Raw genomic sequence first — 22,100 nt, forward strand, 5'->3', positions numbered from 1 at the left:
CCGCTGTCGCGAACCGCCGCATCCGATGCATCCAGGTGCCGGTCAGCCGGCCGTGTCCAGAGCCGGCTCGGCGGCCGGAGCCGGCGTCGCCGCCGGTGTGCGGCGGAAGAAGGCCAGCGCGAGCAGTCCGCCGACCAGCGCGACTGCCGCTGATCCGAGGAACGCCGCCGAGTACCCGTCGGTGAGTGCCGGCAGGTCGCCGAGCTGTTCCGCGCCGAACGAGGCCGCCAGGGCGGTCATCGCGGCCAGGCCGAGTGCGGACCCGACCTGGTAGCTGGTGTTCACGATGCCGGAGGCCAGTCCGCCCTCCTCGGGGCGGGCCGCCGAGATGGCCGTGCCGAGCGAGGGGATGAAGGCCAGCGACATTCCGAGCGCGGCGACCAGAGAACCGGGCAGCACGTCCACGAGGAAGTTGCCGTCCGGGCGGACCAGCGACAGCCATCCGAGTCCGGCCGCCAGCAGGACGAGTCCGGCGACGATCGGCGTCTTCATGCCGAACCGCGCGATCACCCGCGGTGCGAGCACGATCATGCCGATCATGATGAGGGCCGTCATCGGCAGCAGCGCCGCGCCGCTGGGGAACGCGCTGTAGCCGAGCACCTGCTGCAGGTACAGGTTCAGGAAGAACCACATCGGGATCCACGCGCCGCCGAGGAAGAACTGCGCGAGGTTCGCGGCGCCCAGCCGCGGCGCGCGGAAGATCGACAGCGGCATCAGCGGGCTGCGGGAGCGGGACTGGATCACGAGGAACAGCGCGAGCAGCACCACGCCGCCGCCGATCGCGATCAGCGTCTCGAGCGCCGCCCAGCCGGCCTCGGGAGCACGGACGATGCCGTAGACCAGCGCGCCCAAGCCCAGCGTGGCGGTCAGCGCGCCCAGCAGATCTATGCCGCCACGAGCGCCGGATGCTCCGCCGGGGAGCAGCGAGCGGGCGGCGAAGACGGCGACGAGGGCGATCGGGATGTTGATGTAGAACACCCAGGGCCAGGACGCGTACTGCGTGATCAGGCCGCCGAGGAAGACACCGGCGGTGCCACCGGCAGGAGCGGCGGCGCCGTAGAGCGCGAGTGCACGCGTGAGCTCCTTCGGATCAGCTCCGAAGAGCATCATCAGCAATGTCAGTGCCGACGGGGCGATGAGCGCGGCTCCCGCGCCCTGGACGACGCGTCCGACGAGCTCGATGGTCGCATCGCCCGCAGCGCCGGCGATGAAGGAGCCCACGAGCAGGATGATCCAACCGGTGACGAACAGTCGGCGGGCACCGAACAGGTCGGAGAGCCTGCCGCCGAGCAGCAGGAGACCGCCGAAGGCGATGACGTAGGCGTTGAACACCCAGGAGAGGGTGCTCGGGGTGAAGCCGAGATCCTCTTGCATTCGGGGGAGCGCGACGCCGATGATCGAGGTGTCCATGATCACCATGAACTGCGCGATGGCGATGAGTCCGAGCGCCCACCATCGGCGGCGGCTCGGGGCGGGGGATGAGGTCATGATCTTCTCCAGTCGTGATGGTCGGGTCAGTGGGTGTGGACTGCGTGGTGTTCGTGATGGTCGGCGGTCGCCGTCGGGGCCGCGCCCGAAGCCTCGACGACGAACGAGGCGGTGCGCACGCGTCCGTCGACCTGGAAGTCGAGGAAGAGGAAGTAGCGGCCGGCGGTCGGAGCGGATGCATGGAACGCGACCTCGGGGCCGGAGAGGTCGCCCGCCGCCGGGGTCTCACCGAGCGCGTGCACGTGCAGGTACGCGAGGTCGCCCTCGCGCAGCGCGACCAGGTGGCCGTAGGCGCCGAGATAGGGCTCGAGGCGCTGCACCGGATGCCCGTGCTCTGAGACCGTCGCGGTCAGCACGCCGCCGTCGCCGGTGCGCAGCGTCCCGTCGAGGTGCACCTCGATGCCGTCGACGGTGACGTGGCGGCGCTCGCCGCGGTGCTTGGCCGGTCGGAGGTCGCCCTCGACGTCGATAGTGCGAGTGAGGGTGACGCCGTCGGCGCCGAGCGGGGTCGCGTCGGCGAAGAGGCGGTACGAGCCCGCGGCATCCCAGGTCACCGTCGTCGACCACACGCCGCTCGCGGCGTCGAGTTCAGGGTGCAGGTGGCGGTAGCCGGTGCCGTCGGTGCGGACCACGATCAGGTGCAGTGCCCTGCCGTGGCTCTGCGCGAACGCCGTGACCGGGGTGCCGTCGGCATCGCGGATGGTGAACGACAGCGTTCCCGTCTCGCCCGCGGTCGCCGGGGCGCCGACCTCGGTCAGCAGATACCCGTCGCGGGAGAGTGACGTGCCGATGATGTCCATGTTTCCTCCTCGAATGGATGATTCGAAGAGGAGGAACGGAATACCCCAGGGGGGTATTCCGAACTACCTGAGATCAGTCTCGCCAGGCGGCCTCGGCGACGTGTGCCGGGCGCATGCCGGCGTCGTAGACCCGCACCCAGTCGGGGCGCACGGCGACCACGAGGAACCCGTCCGCGAACGCTCGGGATCCGGGGAAGCGGCGCTCGTAGGCTCGGCCGTACCGATCGCGCTCGGCACCGGCGGTGATGGTCGCTGCGCCCTCGATCTGCAGGCTCACGTCGTCCTGGCTCACGACCACCGCGACCCGCGGGCTGGTGCGCAGGTTGTCGACCTTGCGCGCCGCATCTGGCGTGTTGAAGATCAGGGTGCCGTCCTCGAGCGCGGCGAGGCCGACCAGGGCGGCCTCCGGCGCGCCGCCGGGGGAGACGGTCGCGACGACCCCGCATCCGATCCCGTCGACGAACGCGGCGATCGAGGCGGGGTCGTGCGGGACGGGGTCGTGCGGGGCGGGGGTGGTCACGGCGTGCATGCTGGAGACCTTAGCGAACGCCGGGTGGGACGATGAGTCTGTGTTCGAGGACGCGCGTTCTCTCGCCGACCACGTGCGCGTTCAGACGAGTATGTGACTATCGCGTGGCAATTGCGGCATCGCACATCGCATTTCGCGATCTCGGCGTCCACGATCGGGATGCTGAATCCGTTGCGAACGAGCTGCATCACGCCGTCGCGTTTTTCCGTTCCGGGCCGATGATCGAAGTCGAGCACTCGGATGTCGGAGGCGCCGCAGTCGACGCAGGGATGTGAGCTCAAGTATCGTGCGACATGTGCTCTGCTGAGGTCGCGTTGGGCGTTGTTCCTGGCCCGGATCACCGAAATGTGGTGCTGGCGATTCTCGGCGTAATACCTCCGAGACGACGCCCTGTTGCACTCGCGGCAGACTTCCTGGAGCCCGTCGGGGCGTGAAGACTTCCGGTTGAATGCGCTCGGAGGAAGCGCGCGACCACACGTGCCACATCGCTTGTCCATATGCTCTCCCGACGACGCCTCATCAAGAAGGTATCGTCGGGCACCGACATCGCGTCCGGTGTTCAACTACACGGTGGGCCCCGTGGGGCTCGAACCCACGACCCGCGGATTAACCTGCCACTTCGGCTTTCGCCGCCGCCCGGGTGGGCGTTCGTGGTCTGGACTGTCCCTTCACCTTGGCTTTCGCTGTAGGTGCCACCCGTCCAGTCTCTACACCTTCCGAACTGGGTTCGGCTTGGCTCGGGATTGCCAACTGGTCTCCCAGGAAGGGTTCCCCGACTTTGAGTGGTGTCATCCTCGGGGTTTCCCCCGAGGCGCTCCTATTCTGTTGAAGTCCGATGCTCTGCCAACTGAGCTAGAGGCCCGTGTCCTTCCAGTCTAGAGGGAACGACTGGGCGCCCCGTTCGGGCATCGCGCGTAGCCTGGTGCGATGCCTGCGCAGTTCCACCGCCCCGAGCGCCGTCCCTCGGCAGCCTTCGACAATCTTGTCGGGTCGCACGACCCCGCCGAGGAGACGCGGATCGCGCATGCGACGGCATCCGCTCTGCTCGCGCGCGTGCGTGCGGACGACAGCGGAGTGAGCGCCGAACGCCTCATCGCGTACACCGGCGAACACGGGATCGACGAGATCGCCGAGTTGTGGTCGAAGGCGACTTCGCGCTCGCTGCCGGGCGCACTGTGGCGGCTGTACCTCGTGCAGGCAGCGATCCACGGCGACCCGACCACCACTGCGCTGCTGTACGAGCGCGGCCGGGTCGAGCTGCGCAGCGCGGATGCCGTGATCGCCGGTGCGCCCGCTCCCGCGAGCCCGGACGAACTCGTCTCCCTCATCGACACGATCATGCGCGGAGCGTTCCGCGGCGACTTCGCCGTTGCGCTGGATCGCGCCGCATCGTTCTGCAGGGTGCAGGCATCCGGCGCGACGCACACCGCCGACGACTACGAGCTCACCGAGCCGGAGCGCGCGAGCGACCTGACCCGTCGAGCGGCGCGCCTGAGCTCGTACGCCGACGACCTCACGGCGTCGGCGAAAGCCTGGCGCGCCGGCATGCTCACCTGAGCCGGGCGCGGCCGCGTGCCGAACTTCGGATGCCGGAGAAGACGCGCCGTAGCATCCGGCTGTTTCGAAGGCGTGTTCCGTCTGCGATCCGAATTCGGGTACGCGCTCAGCGCGGGCTGAGCAGGAACGCGTTGATCTCGGTCGTCAGCGGGTCGATGGGCAGGACGCGATCGTCGATCGCGACGATCGGCGCAGCCAGACGCACGCTGGAGACCAGCCATGCGGCATCGGCCTTCGCGAGATCGGATGCCGGGATCTGCGCGTATCCGGCGTCGAACCCACGTGCGGCGAGGTGCTCGTAGACGCTCAGCTGCGTCGTGCCGTGCAGGATGCCGCCGGACGGCGCCGGAGTGATGAAACGGTCGCCGAAGCGCAGGATCAGCGATGCGGTCGGCGCCTCCAGCACGAAGCCGTCGGAGCTGAGGAACACGGCGTCGTTCGCTCCGCGGCGGTGCGCCTCGCGGATGGCGGCCATGTTGACCGCGTACGACAGCGTCTTCGCTCCGAGCAGCAGCCACGGAGCGCGCTCCGCCGCGCCGATGTCGTAGCCGCGGTCGAGGGTCACGACCCGGATGCCGTCGGTGCGCGGCACGGTGAAATCTCCGGCCCTCGTCGCCGTGGCCCAGGCCGTCGGCGTCGGTCCGTGCTCGACGCCACGGCTGAGGATGAGCTTGATCACGGCCTCGCCCCTGGGGCACTCGGATGCGGCGACCGCGACAGCCTGCCGCCACTGCTCGAGGTTCGGAGGGGGCAGCTCGCAGAGCTCGGCGGAGTGCGCGAGGCGCTGCACATGCGCCTCGACCTCCTGGGGGTGCCCGTCCACGACCCCGATCGACTCGAAGACGCCGTCGCCCCGCTGCGTGCTGAGCTCTCCGACGCTGAGCGCCGGCGCCGAGGCATCCACGGCGCGGAACGAATCGGAGAAGTCCGCGCGCTCCTCATCGGCTTCGGCGGGCACGATCATGAGGGCGAAACGGGTGGCCATGACACGAGCTTAGGACTCCGGGAATACCTCGGCGCCACACGCGTTACACTAGATCGGCCGGGCCGCATAACCCCGGGCTCCAACTTCTGCCGCTTCGAGCGGCCTTCCGCCGAGAGGCGTTCTTGCGGCCCGGTCTTTTCATGTCTGTGATCGGCTGTCGGCCCGGCATCCGGATCGGAAATCACGGATGGGATGCTCCGCGTACGGTGCGTCGTTGGGCTGTGTAACCTGGCACGCCGCGGGCCGTTCGGATCCTCTGTGATCTCCGCGCGCGTAACCGAGGCCCACGGACGGGTGCCGAGATGCGAGCGCGCGGTCCGTGATCACCGGCATTCGCCTACGAGATCGTCGGCAGCCCCGCGACCGTCGGATTCTACGGATCGAATGCCCGCGGTGCGGTGTTTCGTGCGGCCTGCCGGGCCGACACGCGGTCGTCCATCCCAGTAGCCTGTGAGTTCCGACGAGGATCGACAGATCCTGAGCGCACCTTGGCGAGGATAGCCGCCTCGACCACGGCCCAATCGTGCACGATCATCGAATAGTCGAAGCGCAGCGTCTCGTATCCGCGCGCGGCCGCCGCCGCATCCCGCATCAGATCCTTGTGCCGCTCCGCCTCGCGCTCATGGTTCTCGCGGCCGTCGCACTCGATGATCAGCCATCCGCCGTACACGAAGTCAACTTCGCCGACGCCGCGGATCGCGACCTGGCGGCGAAGGCGGATTCCGAACCGGCGCAGTCGCAGGCGCACCAGGGACTCCAGACCGCTGTCGGCATCGCTCTGCGCGAAGTCGAGCAGCCAGCGCATCCTCACCGGGAGGTGCTTCCACAGCCAGGCGATGCCCCCGGGCGAGATCTTCGACCAGCGCAACGCGGATTCGTATGCGGCGAAGAAGGTCTCCTCGCCCGCGCACTTCGCGATCTGCAGCAGAACGTTGTGCACGGGCGGCAGCCGTCCGGTCTGAACCAGACCCTCGTCCCAGTGGAACCGGCAGTCCTTGCATCCGCCGTGCCGGTTGCCCGCGGTGCCGAGCCAGATGTGGCGCTCGCCGTCCGCGAGGACCCACAGCCCGTGCAGCCGCGCGGCATCCGTGCATCCGGGCGCACCACCGTGCTCGGCCGCGTGCATCATGATCGGATCGACGCCGGGTAGGGCGTACAGGCCTTGTCGGATGCGGGTGACCTCGCCGGAGCGCACCGACCAGGTCAGCTCACGCTCGGTGACACCCCGAGCCTTGAGCTCGGAGGTGCGGGCGATCCGGCCGAAGGCGGTGAGGACGGACACGACGGACATTCCGACATCGTCGGTGTCGCCGGGCACGACGGATGCCCGCATACCCCACGAATGAGGACAACCGACGGGGTGCCTGGAGATGAGGAGGGGAACTCGGATGCGGGGACCCATTGGTCATCCGGTCGTCGCACGGCGTGTCGATGGTCGTGGGTTGCAGAACACGCCGTGTCGCGGGCGAACCGTCTGTGATCTCCTACGCCACGGGTCGATCAGCGCGGTAGCGAGCGTCGGGACCGGGGTGGAACTCGTATGGAGATCAGAGACGATCCGGCCGCCGCGGGGCGTGCCGAAGGCTCGGGTCGCGGAACACGCCGTGTCGCGGGCAGACGGTCCGTGACTTCCGACGCGGCCGACGCGGCCGACCCGCGGGCGACCCCTGCTTACCCGAAACGCCCCGACACGTAGTCCTCGGTGGCCTGCACCGACGGAGTGGTGAAGATCGTCGCGGTGTCGTCGTACTCGATGAGCTTGCCGGGCTTGCCCGTGCCGGCGATGTTGAAGAACGCCGTACGGTCGGAGACGCGGGATGCCTGCTGCATGTTGTGCGTCACGATCACGACCGTGTACTCGTTCTTCAGCTCGCCGATGAGCTCCTCGATCGCGTAGGTCGAGATCGGGTCCAGGGCCGAGCACGGCTCGTCCATCAGGATCACCTCGGGCGAGACCGCGATAGCGCGTGCGATGCACAGACGCTGCTGCTGGCCGCCGGAGAGGCCGGAACCGGGCTTGTCGAGGCGGTCCTTCACCTCGTTCCACAGGTTCGCGCCGACCAGCGAGCGCTCGACCAGGGCGTCCTCGTCCGACCGCGACATCCGCTTGTTGTTGAGCTTCACGCCCGCGAGGACGTTCTCCTTGATCGACATCGTCGGGAACGGGTTCGGGCGCTGGAACACCATGCCCACCTGACGGCGGACGAGCACGGGGTCGACGCCGGGAGCGTACAGATCGCGGCCGTCGAGCAGCACCTCGCCCTCGACGCGGGCGCCAGGGATGACCTCGTGCATGCGGTTGAGGGTGCGCAGGAAGGTCGACTTGCCGCAGCCGGACGGGCCGATGAAGGCGGTGACACTGCGCGGCTGGATGTCGAGGGAGACGCCCTCGACGGCGAGGAAGTCGCCGTAGTAGACGTTGAGGTCGTTGACTTCGATGCTCTTGGACATATCGGGTTCCTTGTCTGAGAAGGTGCGCTCAGCGGCCCTTGGCCGGGGCGAAGAACTTGGCGATGAGGCGGGCGATGAGGTTCAGCGCCATGACGATGAGGATCAGGACGAGCGCGGCGGCCCAGGCCCTGTTCACGTACGCCTCGGGCGGGATGCCTTGGTTCATGTACTGCGTGTAGACGAACACCGGCAGGGTCATCATCCGGCCGTCGAACAGGTTGTAGTTCATCGACGCGGTGAACCCGGCGGTGATCAGCAGCGGTGCGGTCTCGCCGATGACGCGGGCGATGGCGAGCATGACACCCGTCACGATGCCGGCGATCGAGGTCGGCAGCACGACCTTGAGGATGGTCAGCCACTTCGGCACGCCCAGCGCGTAGGACGCCTCGCGCAGCTCGTTCGGCACCAGCCGCAGCATCTCCTCGCTGGAGCGCACCACGACCGGGATCATCAGCACGGCCAGCGACAGCGCGCCCATGATCCCGAGGCGGATGCCGGGACCCATGATCAGTGCGAACAGGGCGTAGATGAACAGACCGGCGACGATCGAGGGGATGCCGGTCATCACGTCCACGAGGAAGGTGATGCCGCGCGCGAGGCGGCCGCGCCCGTACTCGACGAGATAGATCGCGGTGAGCAGGCCGATCGGGATCGAGATGACGGCTGCCGCCAGTGTGATCTCGACGGTGCCCATGATGGCGTGCAGCGCGCCGCCGCCCTCACCGACCACGTTGCGCATCGAGTTGGTGAAGAACTCGGCGGACAGGCCTTTGACGCCGTTCTCGACCACGGTGATCGCCACCGAGACCAGCGGCACCATCGCGAGCAGGAAGGCCCCGCTCACGAGGCCGGTGACGACGCGGTCGGTCGCCTTGCGGCGTCCCTCGACGACCGTCGAGATCACGGCGATGAGGACGATGTACAGCAGCGCGGCGACGATCAGCCATCCGGCGATGTTGAAGCCGTCGCCGCTGACGGCGACCACACCGAAGACGGCGCCGGAGACGACGAGCGCGAGGCCGAGGATGGCCCACGGCGCCCACGACGGCAGGTGTCCGTTCGTGATGCGCATGGCGGCCGGTGCCGGAGCGACCGGGGGAGTGGCGGTGAGGGTCATGTCAGTTGGCTCCCGAGAATTCCTTGCGGCGGTTCACGATCCAGCGGGCGGCGGCGTTCACCAGGAACGTGACCACGAAGAGGATGAGGCCGGTCGCGATCAGCACGTTGACACTGACGCCGTACGCCTCGGGGAAGGTCTGCGCGATGTTCGCGGGGATGGTGTTGGGGTTCTGGGCGGTGAGCAGACGCCAGGTGATGCCGCCGGAGGCGGACAGCACCATGGCGACGGCCATGGTCTCGCCGAGTGCGCGGCCCAGTCCCAGCATCGCGGCCGAGACGATGCCGCCGCGGGCGAAGGGGAGCACCGCCATGCGGATCATCTCCCAGCGCGTCGCGCCGAGGGCGAGGGCGGCCTCCTCGTGCAGCGGCGGGGTCTGCAGGAAGATCTCGCGGCAGATCGCGGTCATGATCGGCAGCACCATGACCGCCAGCACGATCGCGGCGGTGAGGATGCTGCGCCCGGAGGGGTTCCCGTCGAAGAGCGGGATCCAGCCCATGTTCTGGTTCAGCCAGGTGTAGACGGGCAGAGCGGCGGGGGCGAGCACGGCGATGCCCCAGATGCCGAAGACGACGGAGGGCACCGCGGCGAGCAGGTCGACGATGTAGCCGAGCCCCTGCGCGAGCCGGCGCGGTGCGTAGTGCGAGATGAACAGGGCGACGGCGATCGACAGCGGCACCGCGAACAGCAGCGCGAGGGCCGCGGCCCAGATGGTTCCGAACGCGAGCGGCGCGACGTAGCCCCAGAAGTCGGTCTTGAGGATCGTGGCGTCCTCGGGCGTCGCGATCAGGCCGGGGATGGACTGCACGACGAGGAAGACCGCGACGGCTGCCAGGGTGACGAGGATCATCGACCCGGCGAACAGCGCTGCCCCGGAGAACCAGCGGTCCCCTGGCCGCTGCTTCGCGGTCGCCGCCGGTGCGGCGGCCTTCGCGGTGGTGGTCATCGAGGGCTCCTCGTGTGGTGTCGGGTGGTCTGCGTGCCTGCGGCGGCCCGGCAGCGCAGGTGCGCTGCCGGGCCGCCGCGATGGATCACTTGGTGACGATCAGGTCGACCGCGGCCTGAGCCTTGGTGCGCAGGTCGTCGGAGATGGGGGCGCTGCCGGATGCCTCGGCGGCGGCCTTCTGGCCGTCGGCGCTGATCGCGACGTTGAAGAAGCCCTTCACCAGCGCGGCCTGCGCGGCGTCTGCGTACTCCTCGCAGCCGATCAGGTAGCTGACCAGGACGATCGGGTAGACGCCCTCCTCGGTGCTGGTGCGGTCGAGCTTGATCGCGAGGTCGCCGTCCGCGCGACCCTCCTCCAGCGGCGAGTGGTCGACGATGGCCGCGGCGGCCTCCGGCGAGTAGCCGACGAACTCGTCGCCGACCTTCACCGAGACGGTGCCGAGCTCACCGGCGCGCGAGGCGTCGGCGTAGCCGATGGTGCCCTGGCCGCCCTCGACGGCCTGGACGACGCCCGAGGTGCCCTGGGCTGCCTCGCCGGCCTCGATCGGCCACTCCTCCACGGAGCCGTAGGTCCAGGCATCCGGAGCTGCGGCGCCGAGGTAGTCGGTGAAGTTGCCCGTGGTGCCGGACTTGTCGGCGCGGTGCACGGGGTTGATGGCCAGGTCGGGCAGCGTCGCGTCCGGGTTGGTCGCGGCGATCGCCGGGTCGTTCCACTTCGTGATGGTGCCGGCGAAGATGCCCGCGAGCGTCTGCGGGTCGAGGTCGAGCTTGTCGACGCCCTCGACGTTGAAGATCACGGCGATCGGCGAGATGTAGGCCGGGACCTCGATGATCGGCGAGTCGGCGGCGCAGCCCTTGAACTCCATCGAAGACAGCTCGTCGCTCTTGAAGGCGCGGTCGGAGCCGGCGAACGTGTACGCGCCTGCGGCGAAGGACTCGCGGCCGGTGCCGGAGCCCTGCGGGTCGTAGTCGACGGTCACGTCGGGGTTGGAGGTCTGGAACGACTTGGTCCAGGCCGAGATGGCGACTTCCTGCGAGGTCGCGCCGCCGCCGACCAGGTTGCCGCTCAGCGCGGACTCGGAGGGGGCGTCGGACGACGCGGGCGCGGCGCCCTCGTTCGCGGCGCAGCCGGAAAGGGCGAGAGCGGCGATGGCGCCGACGGCGCCGATACGGGCGATGCGGGAGATCTTCACTGTGGATCCGTTCGATCGTGGGTGGGTTTCGGGCCCGGTGCAGGGCACACAGTGACGTTAGGAGCGACGGTTAACGAGACTGTCCCGTGCGGGTGAACGGAAGGTGAACGGATGGCGGCGCCGAGAAGACGACCCGCGGGAAATCAGACCTGAGGGTCGTGCGTCTCGATCGAGATGATCCCGGAACCGGGGTTGGTGGCCGAGAGGTGGACCACCGAGAACGCGCCCGGCTCGAGGGCGCTCGCGCTGGCGACGTAGGAGCCGCGCATGGTCCCGGTGGCGAGGGCGATCTCGGACAGGATGTCGGGCAGAACCGGGCCGTGGCTGCAGATCACGGCGGCCTCGCGCAGCCGCACGCGCTTGCCGATGACTCCGCGCAGATCCGCGGTGCCCGCCTCCCAGGCATCCTGCCCGATGCGATCTGTCCTCTTCGGCTTGATGCCGAGCGCCTTGGCGAGGGGCTTCACGGTGCGCATGCAGCGCACCGCGTCGCTGGTGACGATCTTGCTCACGCCGAACGCCCGCAGTGGTCCGACGATCGCCTTGGCCTGCGCCTCGCCCCGCCCCGTGAGGGGGCGCTCGACGTCGGGTCCGTCCCAGTCTGCACGCGCGACGGCCTTGCCGTGCCGCAGGGCGATGAGGGGGAACGTCTGCAGCACGCCGTCTTCGACCAGGCCCGCGAAGTTGTCGAGGATCTCGGTGTCGACCGGATAGCTGAGATGGGCGCGCGCCTTCTTCAGGCTCACCCACTCGATCGCGGCGATCTCGTGGTTCGGTACGAAGGTGGATGCCCGGATCGCGTCGTCGGTGGCCTCCGCGGCCCAGTAGTGCACGACCTTCTGCCGCTTCGGCTTGAGGAAGTAGCGACTCACGCCGACGGGTGCGCCGAGCAGCACCCGGATGCCGGTCTCCTCGTGCACCTCCCGCACCGCGGTCTCGGCGAGCGTCTCGCCCGGATCGACCTTGCCCTTGGGCAGGGTGACGTCCTGATACTTGGTGCGGTGGATGAGCAGGATGCGCAGCTTGCCGTCGACGAGCCGCCACACCACGCATCCGGCCGCGTAGACGGCCTTGTCAGACGCCAGCGCGATCGTCGTGGGGATCATCGCACCGCGCGCTTGCGCCGACGTCGCTGGACCTGGACCATGGTCTCATCCTGCAGGTCGGTGAGCGGATTGCCGTCGGAATCCTCGGTGTGGCGTGTCCACACGCCGCCGGCCTCGAGATGCCACGAGTTCGTGCCGTCGTCCATCGCGCGGTCGAACAGCGTCGTGAGCTCCTGCACGTGCGCCTCGTCGGTGACCCGCACCAGCGCCTCGACCCTGCGGTCCAGGTTGCGGTGCATCATGTCGGCACTGCCGATGAACACCTGCGGGTCGCCGTCGTTGTCGAACGCGAAGATCCGCGAGTGCTCCAGGTAGCGGCCCAGGATGCTGCGCACGGTGATGTTGTCGCTGACCCCCGGCAGGTCCACGCGCAGGCTGCAGATACCGCGCACCCAGACGTCCACCTGCACGCCGGCCTGGCTGGCGCGGTAGAGCGCGTCGATGATCTGCTCGTCGACCATCGAGTTGACCTTGATGCGGATGTGGGCGGGCTTGCCCTTCTCGGCGTTCGCGCGCTCCTTGTCGATCAGCCGCAGCAGTCCTCGGCGCAGGTGCAGCGGGGCGACGAGCAGACGCTTGAACTTCTTCTCGATCGCGTAGCCGCTCAGCTCGTTGAAGAGGCGGGTGAGATCGCGGCCGACCTGCGGGTCCGCGGTGAAGAGGCCGAAGTCCTCGTAGATGCGGCTGGTCTTGGGGTTGTAGTTGCCGGTGCCGACGTGGGAGTAGTGGCGCAGCACGCCGTCCTCCTCGCGGATCACGAGGGCCAGCTTGCAGTGCGTCTTCAGCCCGACAAGGCCGTACACGACGTGCACGCCGGCCTTCTCGAGCTTGCGCGCCCAGACGATGTTGTTCGCCTCGTCGAAACGTGCCTTCACCTCGACCAGGGCCAGCACCTGCTTGCCCGCCTCCGCGGCGTCGATGAGAGCCTGCACGATGGGGCTGTCGCCCGAGGTGCGGTACAGCGTCTGCTTGATCGCGAGCACGTGCGGGTCGCGGGCGGCCTGCTCCAGGAACGCCTGCACGCTGGTCGCGAACGACTCGTAGGGGTGATGCACGAGCACGTCGGCCTTGCCGATCGCCTTGAACACGTCGGGGCGCTCGTTGCTGTCACCGGGCTGGAACGCCACCGCGGTGGTGGGCACGTGCGGCGCGTAGCGCAGATCAGGCCGGTCGATGCGGGACAGGTCGAACAGGCCGCGCAGGTCGAGCGGTCCGGGGAGCCGGTAGACCTCCTGATCGGTGATGTCGAGCTCCTTCAGCAGCAGCTCGAGCGTCACGTCATCCATGTCGTCGGTGATCTCCAGGCGGATCGGAGGTCCGAACCGCCGCTTGAGCAGCTCGGCCTCGAGCGCCTGGATGAGGTTCTCGGACTCGTCCTCCTCGACCTCGACGTCTTCGTTGCGGGTCAGCCGGAAGGCATGGTGGTCGAGCACCTCCATGCCGGGGAACAGGTCGCCGAGGTGGTTGGCGATCAGCTCCTCGAGGCGGATGAAACGCAGGATCTCGCCGCCGCCGGGGACGGCGACGAAGCGGGGCAGCATCGGCGGCACCTTCAGACGGGCGAACTCCTGACGGCCGGTACGGGCATTGCGGATGCGGATCGCGAGGTTCAGCGAGAGCCCGGAGATGTAGGGGAACGGATGGGCCGGATCGACTGCGAGCGGCATCAGCACCGGGAACACCTGGGCCTGGAAGTACTCGCCCAGCGCGTCGCGTTCGGCGTCGGTGAGGTCGTCCCACTCCGTGATCTCGATGCCGGAGTCGGACAGCGCCGGCCTGACCTGGGAGGTCCAGACGTCGGCGTGCCGCAGCTGCAGCGCGTGCGCCTCGGCGGAGATGTCGGCGAGCACGTCGGTGGGGGCGCGACCGACGTTGGTCGGCACGGCGAGGCCGGTCAGGATGCGGCGCTTGAGCCCGGCGACGCGAACCATGAAGAACTCGTCGAGGTTGCTGGCGAAGATCGCGAGGAAGTTCGCGCGCTCCAGCTCGGGAAGGGTCGGGTCCTCGGCGAGCTCCAGCACGCGCTGATTGAACGCCAGCCAGCTCAGTTCGCGGTCGAGGTACCGGTGGTCGGGCAGCAGTGAGTCGGGTTCCTCGATGGCGTCGAAGTCGTCGTCCTCGGCGTCGCCGAGCCCGGAGTCTGCCAGTAGGGGATCGATCATGGGTACATCCTTGCACCGACCGATGACGCGGCGGTTAACCGATGACGGTCACTCGTCCGTGGCATCCTCGTCGTACAGGTTGAAGCGGTAGCCGACGTTGCGGACCGTGCCGATGGCCTGCTCGGCGTCGCCGAGCTTGGCACGCAGGCGGCGCACGTGCACGTCGACGGTGCGGGTTCCGCCGAAGTAGTCGTAGCCCCACACCTCGCTGAGCAGCTGCTCGCGCGTGAACACCCTCGACGGGTGGGTGGCGAGGAAGTGCAGCAGCTGGAACTCCTTGTAAGTGAGGTCCAGGGGCTTGCCGTGCAGCTTCGCCGAGTAGGACTGCTCGTCGATCGTGATCCCGGATGCCTGCACACGGACCGGCTCTGCGGACTCGGCGGCGCGGGCCAGCACGAGCCGGATGCGGGCGTCGACCTCGGCGGGCCCCGCGGAGGTCAGCAGCAGGTCGTCGAACCCCCAATCGGCGGCGACCGCCGACATCCCGCCCTCGGTCACCACGAGCAGCACCGGGGTGCGCTCGCCGGTCGTGCGCAGCAGCCGGCAGAGAGCCTTCGCCGCGGAGAGATCGGTGCGCCCGTCGACCAGCAGCAGATCGGCCTCAGGGGCGGACAGCAGGTGCCCGGCATCCGCGGGATGCGGGCGCACGGCGTGCGTGAGGAACTCCAGTGCGGGCAGCACGGCATCCGCATCCGCATCCGAGGTGAATACCAGCAACCGGGCCACCTGCCCATGCTATTCAGTCTGAGGTGAGAGGATGGGACACATGACCGAACCTGCGCTCGCGCCGCGTAACGCATACGTCGGCGTGTACATCGTGTGGGGCATCTCCGTCGTCGCCTCTATCGTGCTGGGCGTCGTGCTCCCCGAGGACGATCGCGTGCCCTGGATGCTGGTGGCCTTCGGCGTCGTGGTGCTGCTCTCCTTCGCCGTGCAGCTGTGGTTCGGCAGGGTCGAGGGCTTCATCGTGCGGGTCTCGGCCAGCGTGATCGGCGCGCTGCTGATCATGGGCCTGATCTCGGTCGGGTTCGGTCTGGCCGCACTCGTGCCCGCCGTATAGCGGACGTGCGTCGCGCGAGCAGATAGAGTGAGTGTCATGGACGTCGTCGCGCTCGAATTCTTCTTCCTCGGTCTGCTGGGCCTCGCGAGCCTTGCGATCGCCTTCGTCTCGGTCGTGGTTCTGGTCAACCTGTTCCGCGGTCAGCGCTGACCGGATCGTGTTCGATCTGCCCACAGATCTCCCCGCCGACCTGGTGCCGCTGTCGTGGCTGCTCGGCGTGTGGGAGGGCACGGGTGTCATCGACTACACCGCGGGCGATCAGCACCTGCAGGGTGAGTTCTCGCACCGCGTGAGTTTCAGCCATGACGGCGGCCCGTTCCTGAACTACGCCGCGACCGCGTCGTTCCTCGGTGGCGACGTGCCCGTCCCGCTGCTCGCCGAGACCGGATTCTGGCGTCTCGGCCGCACGCACGGCGAGGCCGATCCCGGCCCGGCACTGCTGCCGCCGACCGCGGAAGCGACCTCGCGCACCGCCGCCGACGTGGAGCAGCTGCGCACCGACCAGGGCTTCCCGCTCGAGGTGTCGCTCGCGCACTCCGACGGCACCCTCGAGCTCTACCTCGGCCGCATCGACGGCCCGCGCATCGACATCGCCACCGACGCGGTGGTGCGCACAGCAGGAGCGAAGCCCTACAACGCGGCATCCCGCATGTACGGCCTGGTCGACGGCCACCTGCTCTGGGCGTGGGACATCGCGGCGTTCGGCTCGCCGCTCGCATCGCACGCCTCCGCGAGATTGGCGAAGGTATGACGCTCGACGCTTTCGCGGCCCTGCCGGGTGCCGTGCGCGACGGAGACACGATCGCGCACTTCGGCGACCCGATCGGCGAACAGCGCCGCCTGGCATCCGGCTCCGCCGTCGTGCCGCTCGGCGACCGCACCGTCATCGAGGTGGCGGGGGAGGACCGGCTGACCTGGCTGGACTCGATCACCTCGCAGGCCCTCACCGGGCTGCGTCCTGGCGACAGCACCGAGCTCTTCGTGCTCGACCCGCAGGGGCGCATCGAGCACGACGCCGCTGTCCTGGAAGACGGCTCGTCGGTGTGGCTGATCGCCGACGCCGGCGACGCGGAGGGGCTGGCGACGTGGCTGCAGCGGATGGTGTTCCGCTCGCGCGCCGTGGTCACGCTGCGCCCCGAGTTCTCGCTGATCGGCTTCGTCGACGGAGGATCGGCTGCAGAGTCCGTCACGGCGGATGCCCCGAACGGCGTGCCCCTGGTGTGGGCCGATCCGTGGCAGCACGTGCAGCCTGGCGGGTTCCAGTACTCGCAGGTGGCGGAGCATCCCGGTGCGGAACTGGCCTGGCGAGTCGCGATCGTCACTGATCCGTCGGCGCTCGCCGCGGGAGAAGTCTCCGGTGCGCTCGCCGCGGAGGCGCTGCGCATCGCGGCCTGGCGACCGCGCTGGACATTCGAGGTCGACGAGAAGTCGATCCCGCACGAGGCAGACTGGATCCGCAGCGCGGTGCACCTGAACAAGGGCTGCTACCGCGGGCAGGAGACCGTCGCCAAGGTGCACAACCTGGGGCATCCGCCCCGTCGGCTGGCGCTGCTGCAGCTCGACGGCAGCGACGCGGTGCTGCCCGAACCCGGTGCGCCGGTGTTCGCCGGCGACGCCGAGGTCGGGCATGTGACCTCGTCCGCCAGGCATCACGAGGACGGTCCGATCGCGCTGGCGATCCTGTCGCGTCGCGCGCCGGTCGGCGACCTGGTGGTGCGTGCCGACGGTGTCGACATCGCGGCGGCTCAGCAGGTCATCGTCCCGGCGGATGCGGGTGCCACAGCCGAGGTCCCTCGGCTCACCCGCCTGTCCCGCCGCCCGGCCGGCCAGGACCCCCGCAACGCCTGACAGGACTGGGACGCTCGGCGAACAGCGCTGGTCCCGACATTGCGCCCTCAACGGAACGAGTGCTTCCACCATTCCGGTCTCACTCGGTGCGGGTGTCCGCACCCGAACACTCGCAACGAGTGAGACCGGAACAGGAGGTGCGCCGGCTGAGGGGAGGGTGCGGTCAGAGCTCGTAGGAGGGGGCGACGGTGCGCCAGGGCACCGTCAGCTCGCCCAGGCGCCAGCGGCGCCGATCGCCGAGCACCGGGACGTCTTGATCGCGCAGCGCCGTGGCCACGGCGATGAAGCGCTGCGCGGCGCCGAAGGCCGACAGCGGAGCGGCACGGTCCCACTCCCGATCCAGCGCGACGAGCAGGTCGTGCACGCGCTCGCCGCGGATGTTGCGGTGGATGAGTGCCTTCGGCAGTCGCTCCGCGACGACGGACGGATGCTCGAGCTCGGACAGCTTCAGCGAGATCGTGAAGCGCTGCGGGATGCCGTGCTCGTCGACCTCGACCCACGAGGCGATGCGGCCGATCTCGTCGCAGGTGCCCTCGAACAGCAGGCCGCCGTGCGCGAGCCGCGACGTCATCCGCCCCCAGGCATCGGGCACCTGGGCCTCGTCGTACTGCCGCAGCACGTTCATGGCGCGGATCACTGCGGGGCGATGCCCATCCGGCAGCGGAACCTCGAACCCGCCGCGTGCGAACGACACCGGCAGATCCGCGGGGAACGAGGTCGCCCCCGTCCGCACCTCCTCGAGCTGTGCGGATGCCGTCGCGACGCGCTCCGGGTCGAGTTCGAGCCCGATCACCGAGAGGTCCGGCCGAACCTTGCGCAGCCGTCGGGCGAGCTCGAACGCGGTCACGCCGCTCGCTCCGAAACCCAGGTCGATCACCAGCGGGTCCGCCGCTTTCCGGAACGCGTCCGATGCTGCGATGGCCCGATCGTTCCGCCGCAGCCGGTTCGTCCCCGTCGTCCCCCGCGTGGGCTGCCCGATCACTCCCGCCATGCCCCCATTCTCCCAAAGCCCACAGATCCCCAGGCGCCTCCACCCTCGCATACCTCACCCCCATGAGGGCGCGCTCCTCCGGAAGCACGAGGGCGCAGTGACGTTCCCGGAGCGAGCATCGGGAGGGGCCCGCGAAGCGGGAAGGAACCCGCTCTGCGAGCGCAGGGAACGTCACGGAGCCCGCCTCCGGGAGCATACGTCCCGTAACCCACGAAGCCCCCACGATAAACTGACCATCATGACCCGCACCCTCATCCTGCTCCGCCACGGCCAGAGCGAATGGAACCAGCTCAACCTCTTCACCGGCTGGGTCGACGTCCGCCTCACCGAGCAGGGCAAGGCCGAGGCGCGCCGCGGCGGCGAGCTGCTGGCCGAGTCGGGTCTGCTGCCCGACGTGCTGCACACGTCGCTGCTGAGCCGCGCGATCCAGACCGCGAACATCGCGCTGGACACCGCTGACCGGCTGTGGATCCCGGTGACCCGATCCTGGCGCCTGAACGAGCGCCACTACGGTGCGCTGCAGGGCAAGGACAAGGCGCAGACGCTGGCCGAGTTCGGCCCGGAGCAGTTCCAGCTGTGGCGCCGCTCCTTCGACGTGCCGCCGCCCCTGCTCGACGACGACAGCGAGTTCAGCCAGGTCGATGACCCGCGCTACGCCGGCATCGACGGCGAGGTCCCGCGGACCGAGTCGCTCAAGCTCGTCATCGACCGCCTGCTGCCGTACTGGGAGTCCGCGATCGTCCCCGACCTGAATGCCGGGAAGACCGTCCTGGTGACCGCGCACGGCAACTCGCTGCGCGGCCTGGTGAAGCACCTCGAGGGCATCGGCGACGACGACATCGCCGAGCTGAACATCCCCACCGGCATCCCGCTGGTCTACGAGCTCGACGAGAACAACAAGCCCGTCGCCCCTGGTCGCTACCTCGACCCCGAGGCCGCCGCGGCCGGCGCCGCCGCGGTCGCCGCACAGGGCAAGAAGTAGCCACAGGGCACGAGCAGAGGAGGGGCGGATGCTGCAGCATCCGCCCCTCCTCTCATGTCCGGCCGCTCAGGCGTGGCCCGAACCGGTGTCCTCCTGCTCCTGCGCCTCCGCGGCGAGGGCGATGTCCTCCTCATCGACGGCCCAGTCGCCGGTGGCGAGGTAGACGACCTTCTTCGCGACGGCGACGGCGTGGTCGGCGAAGCGCTCGTGGTAGCGGCTCGCGAGCGTGGCATCCACGGTGGCGGTCGCCTCGCCCTTCCAGTTGTCGCTGAGCACCTTCTCGAACACGCGGGCGTGCAGCTCGTCGACATCGTCGTCCGCGTTGCGGATCGCGTCCGCCAGGCGCAGGTCCTGGGTGCGCAGCAGCTCGGCGAGGGTGCGGGCGATCTCGACATCCAGCTCGCCCATCCGGGTGAAGGTGCCCTTCAGGCCCTTCGGGATGGCGCGCTCCGGGAAGCGCAGGCGCGCGAGCTGCGCGATGTGCTCCGCCATGTCGCCCATGCGCTCCAGCGAGGCGCTCACGCGCAGCGCGGTGATGACGATGCGCAGGTCGCGGGCGACCGGCTGCTGGCGGGCGAGGATCTCGATGGCGCGCTCGTCGAGCGTCACCGCCATCTCGTCGATCCGTGCGTCGTCGGCGATGACCTCCTCAGCGAGGGAGACGTCGCTGGTGGCGAAGGCACGGGTTGCCTTGTCGATCGACACGGTGACCATCTCGGCGATCTCGACCAGCTGGGCCTGCAGATCCTCGAGGGACTGGTGGAAGACTTCGCGCATTGTCCGGCGCAACCTTTCGTCATGGGCCCGGGCTCGTGTCGCCGGGTGTGCGGCGCGCGCAACGCCTGCTGCGCGCCCTGGGCGATTGTGTCCGCCGAAGGTTAACGGACGGTGCCCGGCATGTGAACAGTATGCCGTGCACCCGCGGAAGTCCGGGCGAACGGCAGGTGACGCACTCGCCACGGCCCTACGCTGGTGGCATGACCTCGCCGCATATCGCGCTGTTCGCCCTTGCCGTCGGCGCGATCATCGGAGCGGGCCTCGTGCTGCTGGTCGGCTGGGCGTATCGCGCCAGGGCGCAGGCCGCGGAGGAGACCTCGCAGGCCGTCCCCGCCGGCACGATCGACGTGCTCGCCAGCATGGACGACGCGGCCTGCGTGCTGGACGCCTCCGGCCTGGTGCTGGCGGTCTCGCAGGCGGCGACGAGGTTCGGCATCGAGGCCGGCGCCGTGCTGGAGAACGCCGAGCTGCGCCAGCTGGTGCGCTCGGTGCGGCAGTCCGGCGGCACCGCGACCGAGACGCTGCGCATCTCGCGCGGCGGCGTGCGACTGGATCCTCGCCTGGTGTCGGCGCGCGCGAGCGCGATGGGTGCGCGACTCACGCTGCTGATCATCCGCGACGTCACAGAGCGCGAACGACTCGATCAGATGCGCAACGACTTCGTGGCGAACACCAGCCATGAGCTGAAGACCCCGGTGGGCGCCGTGACGCTGCTGGCCGAGGCGATCGAGTCCGCGGCCGACGACCCGGAGCAGGTGCGGAAGTTCGCGGGCCGGATCCAGGCCGAGGCCGGCAGACTCGGCCAGCTCACCGGGCGCATCATGAGCCTGTCCCGGCTGCAGTCATCCGACGGACTGTCCGGCCTGCGGCCGGTGTCGCTCGACGAGGTGATCGCCTCCTCGCTCGAGGCGCACGCGGTGCAGGCGGACTCCGCCGCCGTCGAGCTGGCGCGCGGCGGCGACCGGGGCGCGTGGGTGCTCGGCGACGCGCAGATCCTGATCGAGGCGGTAGGGAACCTCGTCGCGAACGCGATCGCCTACTCTCCGCAGGGCTCGCGCGTCGGCGTCGGCGTGCGTGTGGATGGCGAGGTCGTCGAGATCGCCGTCACGGATCAGGGCATCGGCATCGCCGAGGCCGACCGCGAGCGCATCTTCGAGCGCTTCTACCGCGCCGACGAGGCCCGCTCGCGCCGCACCGGCGGTACCGGTCTCGGCCTGTCGATCGTCAAGCACGCCGCTCAGCGCCACGGCGGGGAGGTGCGGCTGTGGTCGCGCCCGGGGCGCGGATCGACCTTCACCGTCCGGCTGCCGCGCATCGAGGCGCCGTCGGCCGATCCGGCGGACAAGAAGAGGAAAAAGAAGAAGCGGGCGAAGAAGGACAACACGGCCCGCACCCGGAACGGAGAGAACGCATGACCCGCATCCTGCTCGTCGAGGACGAACCCGATCTCGCGGACCCGCTCGCGTACCTGCTGCGCCGCGAGGGCTACGAGGTCGAGATCGCCGAGGACGGACCGGGCGCCCTCACCGCGTTCCGGGAGCGCGGCGCCGACATCGTGCTGCTCGACCTCATGCTGCCGGGGATGCCCGGCACGGAGGTCTGCAAGCAGATCCGGCAGTCCTCGGCCGTGCCGATCATCATGCTGACGGCCAAGGACTCCGAGATCGACATCGTGGTGGGCCTGGAGCTCGGAGCGGACGACTACATCACCAAGCCCTACTCGTCGCGCGAACTGCTGGCGCGCATGCGTGCCGTGCTGCGCCGTGTCGTTCCCGGCGAGGAGGACCTCGACGAGCGCGTGCTGGACGGCGGCCGGGTGAGCCTCGACATCGACAGGCACACCGTCACCGTGGCCGGCGAACAGATCAACATGCCGCTCAAGGAGTTCGAGCTGCTCGAGGTGCTGATGCGCAACTCCGGGCGCGTGCTCACCCGCGGACAGCTGATCGACCGCGTCTGGGGCAGCGACTACTTCGGCGACACGAAGACCCTCGACGTGCACATCAAGCGCATCCGCTCGCGCATCGAGGAGAATCCCTCCGAGCCGGTCATGCTCGTCACGGTGCGCGGACTGGGCTACCGCTTCGAGGGCTGACGCCCGCGTACGAG

The 22,100-nt window shown here is 69.3% G+C and carries 21 protein-coding genes; 7 read left to right on the forward strand and 14 right to left on the reverse strand.

The window, feature by feature from the left end; genetic code table 11:
* Positions 1 to 42 precede the first annotated feature (42 nt).
* The 3 genes from GON06_RS02010 to GON06_RS02020 all read right to left on the reverse strand — a co-directional run bounded on the left by GON06_RS02010 (position 43) and on the right by GON06_RS02020 (position 2,808).
* Positions 43 to 1,488 carry an MFS transporter gene (locus GON06_RS02010; protein WP_157310596.1) on the reverse strand — a complete coding sequence of 482 codons (1,446 nt, stop codon included), beginning with the start codon at positions 1,486 to 1,488 and terminating at the stop codon, positions 43 to 45.
* A 26-nt stretch (positions 1,489 to 1,514) separates the two neighbouring features.
* Positions 1,515 to 2,288: a hypothetical protein gene (locus tag GON06_RS02015; RefSeq protein WP_157310597.1), complete on the reverse strand. Its 774-nt coding sequence runs from the start codon at positions 2,286 to 2,288 to the stop codon at positions 1,515 to 1,517.
* A 73-nt stretch (positions 2,289 to 2,361) separates the two neighbouring features.
* Positions 2,362 to 2,808: a pyridoxamine 5'-phosphate oxidase family protein gene (locus GON06_RS02020; protein ID WP_198346572.1), complete on the reverse strand. Its 447-nt coding sequence runs from the start codon at positions 2,806 to 2,808 to the stop codon at positions 2,362 to 2,364.
* A 936-nt stretch (positions 2,809 to 3,744) separates the two neighbouring features.
* On the opposite strand from GON06_RS02020, the gene GON06_RS02025 reads away from it, so the two are divergent.
* Positions 3,745 to 4,374, forward strand: coding sequence for a DNA-directed RNA polymerase subunit beta (locus tag GON06_RS02025; RefSeq protein ID WP_157310599.1), 630 nt, complete (start codon positions 3,745 to 3,747; stop codon positions 4,372 to 4,374).
* Positions 4,375 to 4,480: 106 nt separating this feature from the next.
* On the opposite strand, the gene GON06_RS02030 is transcribed toward GON06_RS02025, so the two are convergent.
* The 9 genes from GON06_RS02030 to GON06_RS02070 form a co-directional block, all read right to left on the reverse strand.
* Positions 4,481 to 5,359: an aminodeoxychorismate lyase gene (locus GON06_RS02030; protein WP_157310600.1), complete on the reverse strand. Its 879-nt coding sequence runs from the start codon at positions 5,357 to 5,359 to the stop codon at positions 4,481 to 4,483.
* 373 nt (positions 5,360 to 5,732) lie between these two features.
* Positions 5,733 to 6,650 (reverse strand): type IV toxin-antitoxin system AbiEi family antitoxin domain-containing protein, encoded by a 918-nt coding sequence (locus tag GON06_RS02035; protein WP_198346573.1) that lies wholly within the window; start codon positions 6,648 to 6,650, stop codon positions 5,733 to 5,735.
* Positions 6,651 to 7,030: 380 nt separating this feature from the next.
* The gene (pstB, locus tag GON06_RS02040) at positions 7,031 to 7,810 is read right to left on the reverse strand and encodes a phosphate ABC transporter ATP-binding protein PstB (RefSeq protein ID WP_157310602.1); all 780 of its coding nucleotides are present in this window, start codon (positions 7,808 to 7,810) and stop codon (positions 7,031 to 7,033) included.
* 28 nt (positions 7,811 to 7,838) lie between these two features.
* Positions 7,839 to 8,927 (reverse strand): phosphate ABC transporter permease PstA, encoded by a 1,089-nt coding sequence (gene pstA, locus GON06_RS02045; RefSeq protein WP_157310603.1) that lies wholly within the window; start codon positions 8,925 to 8,927, stop codon positions 7,839 to 7,841.
* 1 nt (position 8,928) lies between these two features.
* The gene (gene pstC, locus GON06_RS02050) at positions 8,929 to 9,873 is read right to left on the reverse strand and encodes a phosphate ABC transporter permease subunit PstC (protein WP_157310604.1); all 945 of its coding nucleotides are present in this window, start codon (positions 9,871 to 9,873) and stop codon (positions 8,929 to 8,931) included.
* A gap of 85 nt (positions 9,874 to 9,958) precedes the next feature.
* Positions 9,959 to 11,065, reverse strand: a complete 1,107-nt coding sequence (gene pstS / locus GON06_RS02055) for a phosphate ABC transporter substrate-binding protein PstS (RefSeq protein WP_332837079.1) — start codon at positions 11,063 to 11,065, stop codon at positions 9,959 to 9,961.
* Positions 11,066 to 11,208: 143 nt separating this feature from the next.
* Positions 11,209 to 12,171: an NUDIX hydrolase gene (locus tag GON06_RS02060; RefSeq protein ID WP_157310605.1), complete on the reverse strand. Its 963-nt coding sequence runs from the start codon at positions 12,169 to 12,171 to the stop codon at positions 11,209 to 11,211.
* The gene (locus GON06_RS02065; RefSeq protein ID WP_157310606.1) at positions 12,168 to 14,333 is read right to left on the reverse strand and encodes an RNA degradosome polyphosphate kinase; all 2,166 of its coding nucleotides are present in this window, start codon (positions 14,331 to 14,333) and stop codon (positions 12,168 to 12,170) included. Before GON06_RS02065 ends, GON06_RS02060 begins: the two co-directional genes overlap by 4 nt.
* Positions 14,334 to 14,381: 48 nt before the next feature.
* Positions 14,382 to 15,059 carry a response regulator transcription factor gene (locus tag GON06_RS02070; protein WP_332837080.1) on the reverse strand — a complete coding sequence of 226 codons (678 nt, stop codon included), beginning with the start codon at positions 15,057 to 15,059 and terminating at the stop codon, positions 14,382 to 14,384.
* Between the two features lie 40 nt (positions 15,060 to 15,099).
* On the opposite strand from GON06_RS02070, the gene GON06_RS02075 reads away from it, so the two are divergent.
* From GON06_RS02075 to ygfZ, 3 genes are all read left to right on the forward strand, one after another.
* Positions 15,100 to 15,393 (forward strand): hypothetical protein, encoded by a 294-nt coding sequence (locus tag GON06_RS02075; RefSeq protein WP_157310607.1) that lies wholly within the window; start codon positions 15,100 to 15,102, stop codon positions 15,391 to 15,393.
* Positions 15,394 to 15,550: 157 nt separating this feature from the next.
* On the forward strand, positions 15,551 to 16,144 hold the full coding sequence (locus GON06_RS02080) for an FABP family protein (protein ID WP_332837081.1): 594 nt from the start codon (positions 15,551 to 15,553) through the stop codon (positions 16,142 to 16,144).
* Positions 16,141 to 17,241 carry a CAF17-like 4Fe-4S cluster assembly/insertion protein YgfZ gene (gene ygfZ, locus GON06_RS02085; RefSeq protein WP_157310609.1) on the forward strand — a complete coding sequence of 367 codons (1,101 nt, stop codon included), beginning with the start codon at positions 16,141 to 16,143 and terminating at the stop codon, positions 17,239 to 17,241. Before GON06_RS02080 ends, ygfZ begins: the two co-directional genes overlap by 4 nt.
* A 163-nt stretch (positions 17,242 to 17,404) precedes the next feature.
* Here ygfZ and GON06_RS02090 read toward each other — a convergent pair whose 3' ends face one another.
* On the reverse strand, positions 17,405 to 18,232 hold the full coding sequence (locus tag GON06_RS02090) for a class I SAM-dependent methyltransferase (RefSeq protein WP_157310610.1): 828 nt from the start codon (positions 18,230 to 18,232) through the stop codon (positions 17,405 to 17,407).
* Between the two features lie 238 nt (positions 18,233 to 18,470).
* On the opposite strand from GON06_RS02090, the gene GON06_RS02095 reads away from it, so the two are divergent.
* A complete protein-coding gene (locus GON06_RS02095) occupies positions 18,471 to 19,214 on the forward strand; it encodes a phosphoglyceromutase (RefSeq protein WP_157310611.1) in 744 nt (247 codons plus the stop codon).
* 66 nt (positions 19,215 to 19,280) lie between these two features.
* On the opposite strand, the gene phoU is transcribed toward GON06_RS02095, so the two are convergent.
* Positions 19,281 to 19,991 carry a phosphate signaling complex protein PhoU gene (gene phoU, locus GON06_RS02100; RefSeq protein ID WP_157310612.1) on the reverse strand — a complete coding sequence of 237 codons (711 nt, stop codon included), beginning with the start codon at positions 19,989 to 19,991 and terminating at the stop codon, positions 19,281 to 19,283.
* A gap of 200 nt (positions 19,992 to 20,191) precedes the next feature.
* Between phoU and GON06_RS02105 the strand changes: the two genes are divergently transcribed.
* The gene (locus tag GON06_RS02105; RefSeq protein WP_157310613.1) at positions 20,192 to 21,406 is read left to right on the forward strand and encodes a sensor histidine kinase; all 1,215 of its coding nucleotides are present in this window, start codon (positions 20,192 to 20,194) and stop codon (positions 21,404 to 21,406) included.
* Positions 21,403 to 22,086, forward strand: coding sequence for a response regulator transcription factor (locus GON06_RS02110; protein WP_157310614.1), 684 nt, complete (start codon positions 21,403 to 21,405; stop codon positions 22,084 to 22,086). Before GON06_RS02105 ends, GON06_RS02110 begins: the two co-directional genes overlap by 4 nt.
* The last annotated feature ends 14 nt before the right edge of the window (positions 22,087 to 22,100 follow it).

The sequence above is a fragment of the Microbacterium sp. MAH-37 genome, from assembly GCF_009758255.1.
Lineage (GTDB): Bacteria > Actinomycetota > Actinomycetes > Actinomycetales > Microbacteriaceae > Microbacterium.

Coding starts and splice junctions, on each gene's coding strand:
- phoU (WP_157310612.1), bottom strand. CDS start 19,991: ATGCGCGAAGTCTTCCACCAGTCCCTCGAGGATCTGCAGGCCCAGCTG.
- GON06_RS02060 (WP_157310605.1), bottom strand. CDS start 12,171: ATGATCCCCACGACGATCGCGCTGGCGTCTGACAAGGCCGTCTACGCG.
- GON06_RS02105 (WP_157310613.1), top strand. CDS start 20,192: ATGACCTCGCCGCATATCGCGCTGTTCGCCCTTGCCGTCGGCGCGATC.
- pstA (WP_157310603.1), bottom strand. CDS start 8,927: ATGACCCTCACCGCCACTCCCCCGGTCGCTCCGGCACCGGCCGCCATG.
- GON06_RS02110 (WP_157310614.1), top strand. CDS start 21,403: ATGACCCGCATCCTGCTCGTCGAGGACGAACCCGATCTCGCGGACCCG.
- GON06_RS02090 (WP_157310610.1), bottom strand. CDS start 18,232: ATGGCGGGAGTGATCGGGCAGCCCACGCGGGGGACGACGGGGACGAAC.
- GON06_RS02065 (WP_157310606.1), bottom strand. CDS start 14,333: ATGATCGATCCCCTACTGGCAGACTCCGGGCTCGGCGACGCCGAGGAC.
- GON06_RS02010 (WP_157310596.1), bottom strand. CDS start 1,488: ATGACCTCATCCCCCGCCCCGAGCCGCCGCCGATGGTGGGCGCTCGGA.
- GON06_RS02025 (WP_157310599.1), top strand. CDS start 3,745: ATGCCTGCGCAGTTCCACCGCCCCGAGCGCCGTCCCTCGGCAGCCTTC.
- pstC (WP_157310604.1), bottom strand. CDS start 9,873: ATGACCACCACCGCGAAGGCCGCCGCACCGGCGGCGACCGCGAAGCAG.
- GON06_RS02075 (WP_157310607.1), top strand. CDS start 15,100: ATGACCGAACCTGCGCTCGCGCCGCGTAACGCATACGTCGGCGTGTAC.
- ygfZ (WP_157310609.1), top strand. CDS start 16,141: ATGACGCTCGACGCTTTCGCGGCCCTGCCGGGTGCCGTGCGCGACGGA.
- pstB (WP_157310602.1), bottom strand. CDS start 7,810: ATGTCCAAGAGCATCGAAGTCAACGACCTCAACGTCTACTACGGCGAC.
- GON06_RS02095 (WP_157310611.1), top strand. CDS start 18,471: ATGACCCGCACCCTCATCCTGCTCCGCCACGGCCAGAGCGAATGGAAC.
- GON06_RS02030 (WP_157310600.1), bottom strand. CDS start 5,359: ATGGCCACCCGTTTCGCCCTCATGATCGTGCCCGCCGAAGCCGATGAG.
- GON06_RS02035 (WP_198346573.1), bottom strand. CDS start 6,650: ATGTCCGTCGTGTCCGTCCTCACCGCCTTCGGCCGGATCGCCCGCACC.
- GON06_RS02015 (WP_157310597.1), bottom strand. CDS start 2,288: ATGGACATCATCGGCACGTCACTCTCCCGCGACGGGTATCTGCTGACC.